This is a genomic window from Streptomyces sp. Da 82-17 (assembly GCF_046098215.1).
Classification (GTDB): Bacteria; Actinomycetota; Actinomycetes; order Streptomycetales; family Streptomycetaceae; genus Streptomyces.
Genome location: NZ_JBJURH010000029.1, coordinates 1 through 16655 on the forward strand (window position 1 = coordinate 1; position 16655 = coordinate 16655).

General features: G+C 70.3%; 13 protein-coding genes and 1 pseudogene. 10 read left to right on the forward strand and 4 right to left on the reverse strand.

Annotated features, from left to right (window positions below):
* On the reverse strand, positions 1-1870 hold a 1870-nt coding region (locus tag ACIDOF_RS33895), incomplete at its 3' end, for an FdhF/YdeP family oxidoreductase (RefSeq protein ID WP_409010052.1).
* Positions 1871-2150: 280 nt separating this feature from the next.
* Here ACIDOF_RS33895 and ACIDOF_RS33900 point away from each other — a divergent pair.
* From ACIDOF_RS33900 to ACIDOF_RS33930, 7 genes and pseudogenes are all read left to right on the forward strand, one after another.
* Positions 2151-3707: a cytochrome ubiquinol oxidase subunit I gene (locus ACIDOF_RS33900; RefSeq protein ID WP_409010053.1), complete on the forward strand. Its 1557-nt coding sequence runs from the start codon at positions 2151-2153 to the stop codon at positions 3705-3707.
* Between the two features lie 29 nt (positions 3708-3736).
* A complete protein-coding gene (gene cydB / locus ACIDOF_RS33905; protein WP_409010054.1) occupies positions 3737-4732 on the forward strand; it encodes a cytochrome d ubiquinol oxidase subunit II in 996 nt (331 codons plus the stop codon).
* 165 nt (positions 4733-4897) lie between these two features.
* Entirely contained in the window at positions 4898-5875 is a 978-nt protein-coding gene (gene moaA, locus ACIDOF_RS33910; RefSeq protein WP_409010119.1) for a GTP 3',8-cyclase MoaA, read from the forward strand.
* A 59-nt stretch (positions 5876-5934) separates the two neighbouring features.
* Positions 5935-6189, forward strand: coding sequence for a DUF6457 domain-containing protein (locus ACIDOF_RS33915; protein ID WP_409010055.1), 255 nt, complete (start codon positions 5935-5937; stop codon positions 6187-6189).
* Between the two features lie 14 nt (positions 6190-6203).
* Positions 6204-7409 (forward strand): molybdopterin molybdotransferase MoeA, encoded by a 1206-nt coding sequence (locus tag ACIDOF_RS33920; protein ID WP_409010056.1) that lies wholly within the window; start codon positions 6204-6206, stop codon positions 7407-7409.
* 61 nt (positions 7410-7470) lie between these two features.
* Positions 7471-7743 (forward strand): annotated as a pseudogene (locus tag ACIDOF_RS33925) (MoaD/ThiS family protein); the annotation flags it as partial.
* Positions 7744-7844: 101 nt separating this feature from the next.
* Entirely contained in the window at positions 7845-8312 is a 468-nt protein-coding gene (locus ACIDOF_RS33930; protein WP_409010057.1) for a molybdenum cofactor biosynthesis protein MoaE, read from the forward strand.
* 8 nt (positions 8313-8320) lie between these two features.
* Here the strand turns inward: ACIDOF_RS33930 and ACIDOF_RS33935 are convergent, their stop codons facing one another.
* From ACIDOF_RS33935 to ACIDOF_RS33945, 3 genes are all read right to left on the reverse strand, one after another.
* Positions 8321-10633, reverse strand: a complete 2313-nt coding sequence (locus ACIDOF_RS33935; RefSeq protein WP_409010058.1) for an FdhF/YdeP family oxidoreductase — start codon at positions 10631-10633, stop codon at positions 8321-8323.
* Positions 10634-10885: 252 nt separating this feature from the next.
* The gene (locus ACIDOF_RS33940; protein ID WP_409010059.1) at positions 10886-11242 is read right to left on the reverse strand and encodes a hypothetical protein; all 357 of its coding nucleotides are present in this window, start codon (positions 11240-11242) and stop codon (positions 10886-10888) included.
* 140 nt (positions 11243-11382) lie between these two features.
* Entirely contained in the window at positions 11383-11970 is a 588-nt protein-coding gene (locus ACIDOF_RS33945) for a TetR/AcrR family transcriptional regulator (RefSeq protein WP_409010060.1), read from the reverse strand.
* A gap of 185 nt (positions 11971-12155) precedes the next feature.
* On the opposite strand from ACIDOF_RS33945, the gene ACIDOF_RS33950 reads away from it, so the two are divergent.
* The 3 genes from ACIDOF_RS33950 (at position 12156) to ACIDOF_RS33960 (ending at position 16366) form a co-directional block, all read left to right on the forward strand.
* Positions 12156-13295: a DUF2867 domain-containing protein gene (locus tag ACIDOF_RS33950; protein ID WP_409010061.1), complete on the forward strand. Its 1140-nt coding sequence runs from the start codon at positions 12156-12158 to the stop codon at positions 13293-13295.
* An 85-nt stretch (positions 13296-13380) separates the two neighbouring features.
* Positions 13381-13965, forward strand: coding sequence for a cysteine hydrolase family protein (locus ACIDOF_RS33955; RefSeq protein WP_409010062.1), 585 nt, complete (start codon positions 13381-13383; stop codon positions 13963-13965).
* 310 nt (positions 13966-14275) lie between these two features.
* Positions 14276-16366 (forward strand): SpoIIE family protein phosphatase, encoded by a 2091-nt coding sequence (locus ACIDOF_RS33960; protein WP_409010063.1) that lies wholly within the window; start codon positions 14276-14278, stop codon positions 16364-16366.
* Positions 16367-16655 lie beyond the last annotated feature (289 nt).

Consider the following 16655-nt stretch of genomic DNA (forward strand, 5'->3'; position numbering starts at 1 on the left):
GGGTGGGGAACACGTACGAGTTGACGGGGTTGGGGAGGGTGAAGCCGCCGGGTACGGAGACGCGGGCGTTGAAGTTCTCGAATCCGGGGATCACGCGGGATATCCGGTCCCGGATGGTGCCGTAGTCGTTCTCGAACTCCTCCCAGGGCAGGGCGGGTTCGTCGCCGAGTGTGGCGCGTGCCATCCGGGCGATGATCGCGACCTCGCTGAGCAGGTGCGGCGAGGCGGGCGGCAACTTGCCGCGGGAGGCGTGCACTTCACTCATCGAGTCCTCGACGGTGATGAACTGCTCCACGCCGTTCTGCACGTCCCGGTCGCTGCGGCCGAGCGTGGGCAGGATCAGTGCCGTGTCGCCGCACACCGTGTGGGAGCGGTTGAGCTTGGTGGAGATGTGCGCGGTGAGCCGGCACTTGCGCATCGCCTCCTCGGTGACGGCGCTGTCGGGGGTGGCGCGGATGAAGTTGCCCGCGACTCCGAGGAACACCTTGGCCCGGCCTTCGTACATCGCGTGGATGCCGTTGACGGCGTCGAGCCCGTGGTGTGCGGGCGGGGTGAACCCGAACTCCTTCTCCAGCGCGTCGAGGAATTCCTGCGACATCTGCTCCCAGACGCCCATGGTCCGGTCGCCCTGCACGTTGCTGTGCCCGCGTACGGGGCAGACGCCCGCGCCGGGGCGGCCGATGTTGCCGCGCACCATGAGGAAGTTGATGACCTCGCGGATGCTCGGGACGCCGTGCTTGTGCTGGGTCAGGCCCATCGCCCAACACACAATGATCTTCCCGGCGTTGAGGACGCGGTCGAAGAGCTCGTCGATCTCCTCGCGGGGCAGGCCGGTCGCTTCGAGGATGTGCTCCCAGGAGACGCTGCGCGCGTGCTCGGCGAACTCTGCGAAGCCGGTGGTGTGGGCGTCGATGAAGCTGTGGTCGAGGACGGTGCCCGGCGCGGCGTCGCCCGCTTCGAGGAGCATCCGGTTCAGGGCCTGGAACAGGGCGAGGTCGCCGCCCGCGCGGATGTGCAGGAACTGGTCGGCTATCGCCGTGCCGCGACCGATGACGCCGCGTGCCTTCTGCGGGTTCTTGAACCGCATCAGGCCCGCCTCGGGCAGCGTGTTCACCGCCACGACCTGGCCGCCGTTCCGCTTCGTCTGCTCCAGGGCGGAGAGCATGCGCGGGTGGTTGGTGCCGGGGTTCTGGCCGACGACGAACACTAGGTCGGAGTTGTGGATGTCGTCGAGGGAGACGCTGCCCTTGCCGATGCCGAGGCTCTCCGCCATGGCGAAGCCGCTGGACTCGTGGCACATGTTGGAGCAGTCGGGCAGGTTGTTCGTGCCGTACGCGCGGGCGAAGAGCTGGAGCAGGAAGGCCGCCTCGTTGTTGAGCCGCCCCGATACGTAGAACAGAGCCTCGTCGGGGGAGGCCAGGGCCTTCAGCTCGCGGGCGAGGATCTCGAACGCCTCGTCCCAGCCGATCGGCTCGTAGTGCGTGGCACCGGGGCGCTTGACCATGGGCTCGGTCAGGCGGCCCTGCTGGTTCAGCCAGTAGTCCGACTTGCCGTCGAGCTCGGCGATGGAGTGCTCGCGGAAGAACTCGCGGGTGACGCGGCGCGAGGTCGCCTCGTCGTTGATGTGCTTGGCGCCGTTCTCGCAGTACTCGTTCAAGTGCCGCTTGCCCGCGGGTGGTTCGGGCCAGGCACAGCCCGGGCAGTCGATGCCCTTGGCCTGGTTGATGTTGAGCAGGGTGAGCGCGGTCCTGCGCGGGGAGGTCTGCGACAGCGAATACTCCAGAGCGTGCGTCACCGCCGGAACGCCCGTCGCCCAGGTCTTGGGCTCGGTCACCTTCAGGTCGTCACGCGGGTCTTCGATGCCACTCATGATCGGAACTGCCTCTTTTCCTGATACCGCATTCAGTCGAATTCGACTCCGTTGCCGGAAAGTAGTTTCTGTTGACGTCGAGAAGACTGTCAAAGAGGGGTTTCCGATGGGCTGATAGGTGCTGCCTATTGCCTGTTTTCGCAGGTGGCGGCGTGGATCGGGGGCGGAAATAGGCGTCACCGATCAACCGATAAGGGCTTCCTCTTTGACTTGTTTTCCCGTCGCGGCGGAATGTGGGGCGCGAGGGAATTCATTCGATGTCAGTGAGGAGACATCTGCCGTGGACCTGGCCTTGGCCCCGGAGACGATCGCGCGATGGCAGTTCGGTATGACCACGGTCTACCACTACCTGTTCGTGCCGCTGACGATCAGTCTGGCCGCCGTCACCGCAGGTCTGGAGACCGCCTGGGTGCGCACCGGGAAGGACAAGTACTTCCCCGCCACGAAGTTCTGGGGGAAGCTCTTCCTGATCAACATCGCGATGGGCGTGGTCACCGGTCTCGTCCAGGAGTTTCAGTTCGGCATGAACTGGTCGGACTACTCCCGCTTCGTGGGCGACGTGTTCGGGGCGCCGCTGGCCCTCGAAGCGCTGCTCGCCTTCTTCTTCGAGTCCACCTTTATCGGGCTGTGGATCTTCGGCTGGGACAAGCTGCCGAAGCGTATCCACTGCACCTGCATCTGGATCGTCTCCGTCGGCACCGTGCTGTCCAGCTACTTCATCCTGGCCGCCAACTCCTTCATGCAGCACCCCGTCGGCTACAGCGTCGACGAGGCGAGCGGCAAGGCGCACCTGACCGACATCGGCGCCGCGCTGTTCCAGGAGACCACCGTGGTCGTCGTCGTCCACACCCTCACCGCCGCCTTCCTGACCGGCGCGGCCCTGCTCATCGGCATCTCCGCCGTCCACCTGCGGCGCGCCTCCCGCCGGCAGCGCGCGGGCAGGACGACCGACCTCGAGCAAGTGGCGGTCATGCGCACGTCGTTGCGGCTCGGCCTGACCCTCGCAGTGGTCTTCGGCCTCGGAACCGCCCTGAGCGGCGACACCCTCGGCAAGGTGATGTTCGAGCAGCAGCCGATGAAGATGGCGGCGGCCGAAGCGCTCTGGGAGACCGAAGCACCCGCCCCCTTCTCGGCGTTCGCCGTCGGCGACGTGGACGAGGGACACAACACCGTCGACCTCAAGATCCCCGGCCTGCTCTCCTTCCTCGCGCACGGCGACTTCAGCTCACCGGTCCCCGGCATCAACGACATCGCGGCCGAAGCGGCGAAGGAGTACGGCGGCGAACCCGCCGACTACCTCCCCAACGTGCCCGTCACCTACTGGGCGTTCCGCGGAATGATCGGCTTCGGCATGGGCACCTTCGCTCTCGGCGCCGCCGGCCTGTGGCTGACCCGACGCAAGTTCCGGGTCGCCACCGAACACCGCACCGCCCACGACGAAGTGCCCCGCCTCATGCTCACGAGGAACCGCGAACTCGGCGCCGCGGCAACAGGGTTGGCCTGGCGCGTCGCCATCCTCACCATGGCCTTCCCGCTCATCGCCAACGCCTGGGGCTGGATCTTCACCGAGATGGGCCGCCAGCCCTGGGCCGTGTACGGGCTGCTCCGCACCGCCGACGGCGTCTCGCCCGGAGTCTCCGGCACCGAGCAACTCGTCACGCTCATCGGCTTCACCCTGCTCTACGCCGCACTCGCCGTCATCGAGGTCCGCCTGCTCGTCACGTACGCCGGCGCCGGACCGCACACCTCGGAGCAGCCGCCCGCACGCGACCCGAAGCTGCGCGGACCGTCCGCACGCGAGGACGACGCCGACCGGCCGCTCACGTTCGCCTACTGACCGCGCCCCACGTACAGAAAGTCCGGACCGTGCAACTCCACGACATATGGTTCGCCGCCATCGCCGTCCTGTGGACCGGCTACTTCTTCCTGGAGGGCTTCGACTTCGGCGTCGGCATCCTGACGCGGCTCCTGGCCCGGGGCGAGAAGGAACGCAGGGTGCTCATCAACACCATCGGCCCCGTCTGGGACGGCAACGAGGTCTGGCTGGTCACCGCCGCCGGCGCCACCTTCGCGGCCTTCCCCGACTGGTACGCCACCCTCTTCAGCGGCTTCTACCTGCCGATGTTCGCGATCCTGGTGTGCCTGATCCTGCGCGGCGTGGCCTTCGAGTACCGCCACAAGCGCGACGGCACACGCTGGAAGCGCAACTGGGAAGCGGCCGTCTTCTGGACGTCTCTGGTGCTGTCCTTCCTGTGGGGCCTGCTCTTCGCCGCGATGGTGTACGGACTGCCCATCGGCGCCGACAGGAACATGGACGCCGACCTGTCCGTGCTGTTCCACCCGTACGCGCTCCTCGGCGGCCTCACCACCACCGGGCTGTTCACGTTCCACGGCGCCGTGTTCACCTCGCTGAAGACGGCCGGAGACATCAGGCGCCGAGCCCGCGGCCTCGCCCAGGGTTCGGGGCTGCTGGTCGCGGCCCTGCTCATCGCCTTCCTGGCCGTGACGCAGCTCCGTACCGGCAACTACGCGAGCCTCGTCGTGGCCGTCGTAGCGGTGCTGACCTTGGCGGCCGCGCTGCTCGCGACGGGCCGGGGCAGGGAGGGCTGGGCGTTCGTCTGGTCGGGGGCCACGGTGACGGCGACCTTCGCGATGCTCTTCGTCGCCCTCTTCCCGCAGGTCATGCCGTCGATCCTCGACTCCGCCTGGAGCCTCACGGCCGCCGACGCGGCGGCGGGGCCGTACACGCTGCGCATCATCACGTGGGTCGCGGCCTTCGCCACACCCCTCGTCCTGCTCTACCAGGGGTGGACGTACTGGGTGTTCCGCCGGCGCATCGGCGTCCAGCACATCCCCGGCTGACGCCGACCGGGCCCGCGTACCCGCACCGCACACCTGCCCTCGGGCAGAGGAAGAAGGCATACCGTGCCGCAACCGAACTCCGACCCGACCGACCCGACCGGCGCGCCGACCGCGCCGAAGCACGGCCGAGCCGGGGCCGCCCACCCCGCCGGGCAGGCGCCGCCGGTGGACCGTTTCGGCCGGGTGCACACGGACCTGCGGGTCTCGCTGACCGACCGCTGCAACCTGCGCTGCACGTACTGCATGCCCGCGGAAGGCCTCGACTGGCTGCCACGGGCCGAAGTGCTGACCGACGACGAGGTGGTCCGGCTCGTCCGGATCGCCACGGACCGGCTCGGCATCACCTCGGTCCGGCTGACCGGCGGCGAACCGCTGTTGCGCCGCGGGCTGCCTCAACTGGTCGCGCGCCTGGCCGCGTTGGCGCATCCGCCGGAGCTGTCGATCACCACGAACGGTATCGGCCTGGCCCGCAGCGCCGAAGCCCTGCGCGAGGCGGGCCTCGACCGCGTCAACGTCAGCCTGGACACCCTGCGCCCCGAGCGGTTCGCCGAGATCACCCGACGCGACCGCCTCCCCGACGTACTCGACGGCCTGCGCGCAGCCCACGCTGCGGGCCTCGCCCCGGTCAAGGTGAACGCCGTGCCGGTGCGGGGCGTCAACGACGACGAGATCGCCGACCTCGCGGCCTTCGCCGTCGAGCACGGCTACCGGATGCGGTTCATCGAGTCCATGCCGCTCGACGCCCAGGGCGCCTGGGACCGCGAGCGGATGGTCACCGCCGAGGAGATCCTCGACCGGCTCGGCGCCCGCTTCGACCTCACGCCGGTCGAGCGGCGCGGCAACGCACCCGCCGAGGAGTGGCGGATCGACGGTACGGACGCGCTCGTCGGCGTGATCGCCAGCGTCACCCGGCCGTTCTGCGGGAGCTGCGACCGGGTCCGCCTCACCGCCGACGGCCAGTTGCGCAACTGCCTGTTCGCCACCGACGAGTCCGACCTGCGGGCCCTGCTGCGCGGCGGCGCCGACGACGCCGGGATCGAACGGGCCTGGCGCACCTGCGTCGGCGGCAAGGGACCCGGCCACGCGGTCGGCAGCCCCGACTTCCGCCGCCCCGAACGACCGATGTCGGCGATCGGCGGGTGAGCACAGAAGGGACCGAAGAGGCAGAACCAGCGGATGAGACCGAAGAGAAGGTGCATGGCATGCGCAAGTGGATCGACGCGGTGAAGGACGAGCTCGACGTCGAACTGGACGTCGACGTACCGGAGTTGCTGGAGATGACGAAGGTGGTGGCACACGGAGTGGCCCGTCCCGCCGCACCGCTCACGTCGTTCCTCGTGGGATACGCGGCCGCGGCCCAAGGCGGCGGACCGGAAGCCGTGGCGGCAGCCGACCGCAAGGTCATGGCGCTCGCGGAACGCTGGGCCGCCGAACGCCAGGACGCGGACACCGCATGACCGGGACCCGGACCATGACAGGGCATGGGCATGGGCATGGGCATGGGCATGGGTATGCACCGACCTGGAGCGAAGCCCGACGGCGCGCCCGTGACTGCGCCGAACCGCTGCCCGCCGTCACGCTGCCGTCGGACGGGACGCTCGGCCACGCCCTCGCCGCACCCTTGACCGCGCTGACGGATCTGCCGCCGTTCGACACGTCCGCGATGGACGGCTGGGCCGTCGCCGGCCCCGGGCCCTGGCACGTCGGCAGCGAAGCCGTACTCGCCGGTGACCGGCCCGCCCTGCTCGCCGAGGGGAGCGCCGTGGCCATCGCCACCGGGGCGCGGCTCCCCGTCGGCGCGACTTCGGTGCTGCGCCGCGAACACGGCGAGTTGGCAGGCCGTTCCGGCACGCTGCACGACCGCTCGGGCAGTACAGAACCCGTGCCCCCGGGCCGCGACATCCGGCCCCGCGGTCAGGAATGCGGTACGGGCGATCTGTTGTTGCCCGCCGGGGCCACCGTGACTCCGTCCGCCCTGGGCCTGGCGGCCGCCGCGGGCTACGACACGCTCGCCGTGCACCGCCGTCCGACCGTCGAACTCCTCGTACTGGGCGACGAGTTGCTGCACTCCGGGCCGCCGCGCGACGGACGGATCCGGGACGCGCTCGGACCGCTGCTCCCGCCCTGGCTGCACAGCCTCGGCGCGGACGTGACGAGCCACCGCACGGTCATGGACGACCCGACACGACTGGCGGAGGCGATCCGCGAATCCCCCGTCGACTTCCTGCACCCCACCCTCCGCGCGGCCGGAGCCCGCCTCCTGGTCGACTCGGTGGCCGTACGCCCCGGCCACCCCATGCTGCTCGCCGAGCTGCCGCCGCACGCCGACGGGCGGGCCCGTCGACTCGTAGGCCTGCCCGGCAACCCGCTCGCCGCAGTCGCGGGCGTACTGACGCTCGCCGCGCCACTGCTGCGCCGCCTCGGCGGACACGCGGCTGCGGCACCACTCCACGTACGGGCCGGTGCGGCGCTGCCGGGGCATCCGACCCACACGCGGCTCCTCCCGGTGCGGCGCGCAGGCGACGCGGTGCTGCCGCTCCCGTTCGGCGGACCGGCCATGCTGCGCGGCCTGGCCCTCGCCGACGGCCTGGCCGTGGTCCCGCCGGGCGGCGCGCAGCAGGGCACGGCCGTGGAGCTGCTGCCCGTACCGGGGCAACGGCCGGCACCGGGGCCATGACAGCACCAGGCCCATGACAGCCCCGTACGACGGAACCCGAGCACCAGGAGAAGCACGAGCCATGGACAGCTCCGCAACACCCGAGGGCACCATCCGCTACTGGGCGGCAGCGAAGGCCGCCGCCGGCACGAGCGCGGAGCCCTACCGCGCGACGACCCTAGCCCAGGCCCTGGACCAGGCCGAACGCCTGCACGCGGACCGCCCCCGGTTCGCCCTGGTGGTCGGCTACTGCTCGTTCCTCGTGGACGGCCGACCGGTCAGCACCCGCGACCACGCGACGGTCCCGCTCAGCCACGGAGGGACCGTCGAAGTCCTGCCTCCGTTCGCGGGCGGCAGATCCGGCCCCGCCGCCGTACGACACACATCCGACCCGAACACGGCCCAACTCGCAGGACCCGCAAGCCACTTACCCCCCCCGCGCACAGGAACGAGGAAATGCAGCACACCCCTGACTCCGACTCCGCCCACCCCGCGATCCGGCTCCTCGGCCTCCGGGAGACCCCGCTCTCGCTGGACGAGGTGTACGCCGCGGTGGGAGACGACGCGGCAGGCGGCACCGCGGTCTTCGTGGGCACCGTTCGCGACCACGACGGCGGCCGGTCGGTCGCGGCCCTCGACTACAGCTCCCACCCCAGCGCCCAGCGCGAACTGCGGCGAGTGGCCGAGGAAGTGGCCGCCGAGCACCCGGTCCGCGCCCTGGCGGCCGTGCACCGCACCGGCTCGCTGAACGTCGGCGACATCGCGGTGATCGCGGCCGTCTCCTGCCACCACCGGGCAGAGGCGTTCGCAGCCTGCGCCCGGCTCGTCGAGGACATCAAGCATCAAGTCCCGGTGTGGAAGCACCAGTTGTTCGCGGACGGCGACGAGGAGTGGGTCGGCGCCCACGCAGACCGAGGGCGCTGAAGGGCGCCTCACCCGACAGGCGCGATGGTGACCTTCACATGCTTCATGATCGGCTGGTCGCTCTGCGTGCTGTAGTCGCCGAGCGCGCACAGCACGTTCATCTCCGGCATGTACCCGGCCGCGCAGCCGCGCGGGATGTCGTACGGGATGGCCAGGTAGCCGTTGAGGTGCCGCTTGCTGCCGTCGCGCGCCGTGCTCGTGATGTCGACGGGGGCCATGTCGTCGATGCCGCGTTCGCGCATGTCGGCGCGGTTCATGAAGACGAGGGTGCGGAGGTTCTTGATGCCGCGGTAGCGGTCGTTGTCGGAGTAGATCGTGGTGTTCCACTGGTCGTGCGAGCGCATCGTGCCGAGCGCGAGGGTGCCCGCCTCGGGGACCACGTCCGGCAGGGGAGCGGCCGAGAACTCGGCACGCCCCGACGGGGTGAGGAACACCAACTCCCGCGCGGGTTGCTTGATGCGGAAGCCGAGCGGCAGCCGTACGCGGCGGTTGAAGTCCTCGAAGCCGTCGAGGGCTTGGGCCATGGTGTCGCGGATACGGTCGTAGTCCTCGACGTACCACTGCCACGGCGTGGGACTGGACGGCAGCGCGGCACGGGCCATGCCCGCGACGATGGCAGGCTCGGACAACAGGTGCGGCGAAGCGGGCTTCTTCATGCCGAGGGACAGGTGCACCATGCTCATCGAGTCCTCGACGGAGGTCCGCTGAATGCCCTTGCGCTGATGGTCCTTCTCCGTGCGGCCCAGGCACGGCAGGATCAACGCCCGCTTGCCGTGCACGACATGACTGCGGTTCAGCTTCGTGCTGACCTGCACGGTGAGGTCGCAGTTGCGCAGGGCCGCGTACGTGACGGGGCTGTCGGGCGCCGCGAGCGCGAAGTTGCCGCCCATGCCGACGAACACCTTCACGTCGCCGCGGTTCATCGCCTGGATCGTGCCGACCGTGTCCAGGCCGTGCTCGCGGGGCGGGTCGATCTTGCAGACCTCGGCGAGCCGGTCGAGGAACGCGTCGTCGGGCCGGTGGTCGATGCCGCAGGTGCGGTTGCCCTGCACGTTGCTGTGCCCGCGCACGGGGGAGGGGCCGGCTCCCTCGCGGCCCAGATTGCCGCGCAGCAGAAGGAGGTTGACGATCTCGCGGACCGTGTCGACGCCGTGCTCGTGCTGGGTGAGACCGAGACACCAGCTGATGATGGAGCGGTCGGCCTCTTCATAGACACGGGCCGCCTTCAGGATGTCGGCGCGGCTGATCCCGGACTGGAGCTCCAGCTCGTCCCAGGAAGTGGACTCGCACAGTTCCTTGTACGCGTCGAAGCCGGTGGTGTGGCGGTCGATGAACTCGCGGTCCAGGGCCTTCGGGTCGGTCGCCGACTGCTCCAGGATCGCCTTGGCCATGCCGCGGATCAGCGCCATGTCGCCGCCGATGCGCACCTGAAGGTTGAGGGTGGACGTCTTCGTGGTCTTGAACAGGGCCATGTCGAGGAAGTCGTGCGGCACGATCGTCCGTGTCGCCGCCGCTTCCACGAGCGGGTTGACGTGCACGATCTGCGCGCCCCGGTGGTACGCCTCGGCGAGCGCGGTCAGCATGCGGGGCGCGTTGGAGGCCGCGTTGACGCCGAAGATGAACAGCGCGTCGGCGGTCTCCCAGTCCTTCAGGTCGACGGTCCCCTTGCCCGTGCCGAGCGAGGCCTGCAGGGCGCGGCCGCTCGCCTCGTGGCACATGTTGGAACAGTCCGGCAGGTTGTTGGTGCCGAGCTCGCGCGCCATCAGCTGGTAGAGGAACGTGGCCTCGTTGCCGAGCCGCCCGGACGTGTAGAACGACGCCTGGTTCGGGTCGTCGAGGCCCCGCAGGGTGCTGCCGACCAGCTCGAACGCGTCCTTCCAGCTGATCGGCACGTAATGGTCGGACTCGGGGTCGTACGACATCGGCTCGGTCAGCCGGCCTTGATCCTCCAGGTCGAAATCGCTCCACTCGGAGAGTTCGGTGACCGAGTGGGCGGCGAAGAATTCACGGTCGACGCGCTTACGGGTCATCTCCCACGTGACGTGCTTGATGCCGTTCTCGCAGATGTCGAGTTTCAGACCCTTGGTGTCGTCGGGCCAGGCGCAGCCCGGGCAGTCGAACCCGGACCGCTCGTGGTTCATCTTCACGATCGCGCGCGGCCCGTCCACGGGCTCACGCTCGCGTACCAGGAACTTGGTGACGCTTTTCGCGGCGCCCCAGCCCGCGGCGGGGTGGTGGTACGGCTGGAATTCGGGTTCTCCCTGCGGAGTGGGCCCGACCTTCAGCTCCACGGATTCCGGACCATCGTGGGACGCGTTCAAGGGTCTCACCTTCCGTCACGCGGAACCTGGGCCGCTCGACGATTCCTCGCTCAGGCTAGGTCGGGGGTCTCGCGGGTGCCACCGGGGGCGACAGGCGGGCCGTGGCTGCGTATTCGTCGGTTGTGCCGGTCAGGAACGCCGGTTGCGCCGGTCAGGAAATGGCCGCAGACGACTACCGCACGAATGATGTGAGGCGCGACAAAGACGTTGAGTGCGTGCCACAAAAATCGGAATCGTGGTCCCGGCGGAAAATCAGCCGGCGATTGCCCGGAACAGCTCACGAGCCCGCTCGCAGAACTGCTCGACCTCCGCGATGTCCGGCTCGTCGCCGTCGGCCAGCATCCGGGCCTGGAGCTGCTCGGACCGCAGCCCGCCGTAGCGGGCCCGCACCTCGGCGGTCACCGGCTGCACCGCGACGTGCAGGTGCTTGCGCGCGTCACGCCCGTGCGACCACGTACAGACATACGTCTGCTCGGGCCGGCACAACGTCTCCACGACGCGAGCGGTGACACGCAGCAGAGGGCCGAGTTCCGCCGCCGCCTCGTCGTCGAGATCGGCGACGGCCACGACGTGCTCGCGCGGGCCGACGATCAAGGTGCCGAGATTCATCGGACCGACCACGTGGTTCACCACCCACGCGGAGGTCTCATGCAGAACACCCCCGGGCAGCTCCCGACGCCCGGCCAGGAGGTCACACCCGAGACACCCCGTCACATCCACGGACGCCAGCCTATCCAGGCCTCGCGGCCTCACCGCCCAGAGGTGTCGGGGGAGGGGCGGTCGAGCAGCAAGTCCGCGGCGCGGGTGAGGACTTCGGTGCGGGTGCGGCCTTCGTGGTCGGCGGCGAGGAAGTGGGCGCCGATGGCGGCGCAGAACGCGAGCAGGCTGCGGGCCTCGACCTCGTCGGGGTCGGCGCAGAAGGTGCCGATCATCTCGCGCAGCAGGTCCATGCGCCGGTTGTCGACGCGGCGCAGTCGCTCCGCGGCCGTCTCGTCGTTGCGGGCCCAGGCGCGGATCGCGAGGTCGATGGGCAGCAGGCGTTCGTCGGAGAAGGTGAGCAGGCCCGCGCGGTGGATCTTGGTCTTCGGATCGCCGCCCTCACGCTCGATGCGTTCGATGACCGCGTCGGTGCTCTCCCGCTCCCAGGTGTCCAGCATCGCCTGCAGCAGTGCGGGCCGGTCGGCGAAGTGCCCGTAGAAGCCGCCCTTGGTGACGCCGAGCCGTTTGGCCAGGACTTCGACGCGGACCGCGTCGACGCCTCCGTCCGCCAGGACGCTCAGGCCCTCTTCGATCCAACGCTCTCGCGGGGTCCGGGTCGTGGCCACGCTGTGTCCCACCTCACTCTCGGCCGAGTATACGGCTCCGTATAAACAGGTCTACGCTTCATCTATACGCTACCGTATGTGAGCGGAGGCACCCTTGTGACCAGTGGTTTTGTGTGCGTCCGAGCCGCGTTCGGTCGTGGTCGGACCCTGCCCGGCGCGGCCGTCGGCGTGCGACCTGGAACGGCGAGGTAGCGGCCATGGCGACCAGACTTCCCGGCAGCGCGCACGCCGCGCGCCCGTGGCGCATCCACGAGATCGCGGGCGACTTCCAGGTCGAGGACGTGTGGGCGTTCCGCACGCCGGGCGCCACAGCGGGCGACTTCCCCGCGATGCTCGCCGCGATGCGGGAGCCGCAGCGCGATCCCCTGCTGATGCGCCTGCTGTTCGCGGTGCGCTGGAAGCTCGGTTCTCTCTTCGGCTGGGACGCGCCCGCCGCAGGAGTGGGCGGACGGGTGGACGCCGTACGCGACCGGCTGCCCGACGACCTGCACGCGAACACCCCTGTGCCGAACGCGGGGTTGGGCCCCTTCACGCCGGTGTACGAGCTCGACGACGAGTGCGCCCTGGAGATGGCGAACAAGACCGTCCACACCGTCATGCACCTCGGCTGGGTGCCGACCGCGCACGGCGGGTACGAACTGCACATGACGGTGCTTGTCAAACCCAACGGCCGACTCGGGCGGCTCTACCTGACCGGCATCACACCGTTCAGACGCCTGCTGGTGCTGCCCGCGTTCATCCGCCAGAAGGAACGCGCCTGGCAGGAGCAGCGCACCCCGCACCGCGCAGGCGGAGCGCAGCACACCCCGCACCGCGAAGGGGGAGCGCAGGGCACGGTCACCGGGGCGGTCGGGGGCCAAGTCCCGGACGCGGCCCGCTCGTTGAGCTCCCTGTCGGCCATCGACTACGTCGACGACTTCACCCTCCGTACCGGTACCGTCGCCACACCGGAGCAGTGGGCCCGGGCGATGTTCGGTGACGTACCCGGGCCGGCGGCCCTGCTGATCTGGCGCGGCCTCCTCGGCCTGCGCCTCAGCCGAGGGCCGTCACCGGACACCGTGGCCGGCTGGCGCATCGCCGACCGCGGCGCGGACTGGATCCGGCTGGAGGCCGCTTCCTGGTTCCTGACCGGCAACCTCGTCGTACGGACGGCCGAGGGGCGGGTGTCCCTGGCGACCCTGCTGCACTACGAGCGGCGCCTCGGCCGCACGGTGTGGGGAGTTCTGTCCGCCGTCCACCGCCGTCTCGCGCCCGGCCTGCTCTCCGGCGCCGAGGCGAACCGGTGCGCCGCCGCGTCGGCAGAGGCGAGGATGGGGAAGAAGATGGGGCAGTCTTGAGGCGGTCAACTCGCCGGGAGACAACACGTGTTGAGCACTCCGGCGACGCCCCGGTGTCAACAGCCCCAAACCCAGGGAGGTTTGCATGGCCGACAGCGCGCTTGTCGTGATGGACGTCCAACGGGACGTCGTGGAGATCGCCGACGACGGATCCGGCTACCTGTCCCGGCTGCGGCGGGCGATCGACGGCGCCCGCGCCGCCGGTGTGCCGGTGATCTACGTGGTCATGGCGCTCCGGCCCGGCGAAGGGGAGGTCGGCCCGCGCAACAAGCCGATCAACCATGTCGTACAGGCAGGTTTGTTCACCGAGGGCAGCCCGGGAACCGAGATCCACCCCGCCGTCGCGCCCCGGCCGGGCGACGTCGTGGTCACGAAGAGACGTGGAAGCGCGTTCTCCGGCAGTGACTTCGACCTCGTCCTCAGGTCCCGCGGCATCCACAGCCTGGTCCTCACCGGCATCGCCACCAGCGGCGTCGTCCTCGCCACGCTGTGGCGCGCCATCGACCTGGACCTCGGCCTCACCGTCCTGACCGACGCCTGTCTCGACACCGACCCCGAGGTCCACCGGATGCTCACCGAGAAGCTGTTCCCGCAGTGGGCGGACACCGTCACCGTCGACGACTGGCTCCACACCGTCGCCCCGAACCACCCGCCCGTGAAGCAGAGTTGACCAGCCGCCCACCTGGCGGGCCTCGTGCCTCCGGGTGCGGTGCGGCGGCTGGGCCCGGCTCGGGCTGTGCGCCCCGCTCTGCACCCCGCTGACCTGGCAAGATGCCCTCGTGGACACCGGTTTCCCGTGGGGATCGACGCCAACGGTCGACCTCCGTCTGTGGCGCTCCGACAGCCGCACCGCAGGTCCACCGCGCGGCACCGCTCGGCTACGCAGCGCTCTCCACGGTTCACCGACATGCGGTGCGGCCAGGCGCGCAGCACTCTGAACATGAGGGTGCCCGGCCGCGCCGCCCGTCGCGTCGGTCTGCGTGCCGAAGAAGGTGGTCGATGTGGAGCAGGACGACGTCACGCCCGGGTCGACGGTGGGCGAGGCGGCTTCCGAGCCGGGGGCTCTGCTGGACCTGCTGGGACTTGCGGCGGCGGTGCTCGACGACGAGGGCCGGATCAGGCTGTGGAGCCCCGGCGCGGAGAGTCTCTTCGGGTACGACGCCGGCGCGGCCCTGGGCCAGTACGCGGCCGAGCTCCTCGTCGACCCGGAGCACAGGCCGAAGGTGTTGGAGCTGTTCAGCCGTGTGCTGGCCGGTGAAGCGTGGGCGGGCGGGTTCCCGGTGCGCTGCGAGGACGGCACGGTGCGGCAGACCGAATTCCGGAACGTGCCGCTCCGGGATGATCGGCACCGCCCGTACGCCCTGGGCGTCGCCACCGACCAGAAGCAGCTGCGCGACCTGGAGACCAGTCTGGCCCTGGCCTCACGCCTGTTCCATCAAGCGCCGTTCGGCCTGGCAGTCCTGGATCCCGACCTGCGGTACGTACTGATCAACCCCGCTCTGGAGAAGATCCACGGCAGGCCGGCAAGCGAGTCGGTCGGTCTGCACCCCTGCGAAGTCATCCCCATCCCGGACACCTCCCGCATCGAAGCCACCATGCGTCGCGTGCTGGCCACCGGGCGGCCGATCCTGAACCAGTCCACTCTCAGTCCGACGCCCGCCGACCCAGACCCCGACCGACTGCACGCATGGTCCGCCTCGTACTACCGGCTCCAGGACGGCCGCGGACGCGTCGTGGGCGTGGGCGTCTCCGTCGTCGACGACACGGAACGGCACAAGGCGGCCGCAGACGCCGCGCACGTACGCAGACGGTTGGCGACCCTGGCCGAAGCCGGAGTGCGGATCGGCGCAACCCTGGACCTGGAGCGAACCGCGCACGAGCTCGCCGACATCGCCGTGGACGACCTGGCAGACGTGGCCGCCGTCGACGTACTGGACGTGATCTTCACAGCAGCCGACCCGGCCCTGCCCGACCTCGGGGAGTGCAAAGCCTTTCGCCCCCTGGCCGTGGCCGCCCGCCCGCCCACCGAAGCCGCCCAGGCCGCCGACCCGGTGGGCGAGATCGCCCGCTTCGACGCCGACCGGCTGGTCAGCGAATGCGTGACCACCGGACAGCCCGTCCTGGTGCCGCACCTGGACCACGAGACCCTCAAGCGCGTCGGCACTCCCCCCGGCTCCGAAGCGCTGACCCGGTCCGGCGCCCACTCCTACCTGGCCGTCCCCCTCACCGCACACGGCTGCGTCCTGGGCGCACTCTCACTGCTGCGGGTCCACAACCCACGGCCCTTCGACACCGACGACCGTGCCTTCGCCGCCGAACTCGCCGAGCGGGCGGCCATCTCCATCGACAACGCCCGCTGGTACCGCCACGAACGCGACACCGCCCTCGCCCTGCAACGCGCCCTGCTGCCCCTCCGGGTGCCCGACTGCCCCGGACTCGACCTCACCACCCGCTACTGCCCGGCCCACGACACCTCCGAAGTCGGCGGCGACTGGTACGACGCACTGCCCCTGGCCGACGGCAGAACGGCGCTGGTCATCGGCGACGTCATGGGCAGCGGAGTGAAAGCCGCCGCCACCATGGGGCAACTCCGCACCGCCACCCGCACCATGGCGCGCCTCAACATCCCGCCCGCCGACGTCCTGCACCACCTGGACTGGCTCGCCGAAAGCCTCGACCCCTCCTTCGCCACCTGCACCTACGTCACCTGCCAACCCGCCACAGGCCAGTGCGAGTTGGCCACCGCAGGGCACCTGCCACCGGTCCTGATCCGGCCCGACGGCACCGCCGAACTCATCAACCCGTCCCCCGAACCACCCCTCGGCCTCGGCGGCACCACCTTCACCACACACCGCTTCACCCTCGCCCCGCACAGCCGCCTCCTGCTGTACACAGACGGCCTCGTCGAGACCCGGGCCGACCCCATCGACCAGCGGCTGCAAACCCTCCTCGACCTGCTCACCGGCACCTCGCACCCCTTGGAGGACACCTGCGACCTCCTCCTGGAACACCTACGCAGCCCCGGGGCCGGCGACGACGTCGCCCTCCTTCTGGCCGAGTACACCCCCTAGCGGGTCGCCGAGGCGGCACGCCGCGGTGGCTGCGTTGCCGACGTGAGCGGAGGGGCGAGGGCAGCCGGCGGCTAACGCGGCTGGTTGTTCCGATGCCCGTCGCTTGCCTTCTGCAGCGCGGCTTCGTAGTCGTGGAGGGCGGTGACGACCGTGGCGCGCTCCGCGGGGGCGAGGCTGCGCATCACGGACTCCCAGGCGGAGGCGCTGCCGGAGAGCCATTCGCTGATCGGTGCGGCGTAGGCGGGGGCGATGGCGACGATGCGGCGGCGACGGTCGGCGGGATCGGGAG

Coding starts and splice junctions, on each gene's coding strand:
- ACIDOF_RS33915 (WP_409010055.1), top strand. CDS start 5,935: ATGCGCAAGTGGATCGACGCGGTGAAGGACGAGCTCGACGTCGAACTG.
- ACIDOF_RS33920 (WP_409010056.1), top strand. CDS start 6,204: ATGACAGGGCATGGGCATGGGCATGGGCATGGGCATGGGTATGCACCG.
- ACIDOF_RS33930 (WP_409010057.1), top strand. CDS start 7,845: ATGCAGCACACCCCTGACTCCGACTCCGCCCACCCCGCGATCCGGCTC.
- ACIDOF_RS33940 (WP_409010059.1), bottom strand. CDS start 11,242: ATGAATCTCGGCACCTTGATCGTCGGCCCGCGCGAGCACGTCGTGGCC.
- ACIDOF_RS33950 (WP_409010061.1), top strand. CDS start 12,156: ATGGCGACCAGACTTCCCGGCAGCGCGCACGCCGCGCGCCCGTGGCGC.
- ACIDOF_RS33955 (WP_409010062.1), top strand. CDS start 13,381: ATGGCCGACAGCGCGCTTGTCGTGATGGACGTCCAACGGGACGTCGTG.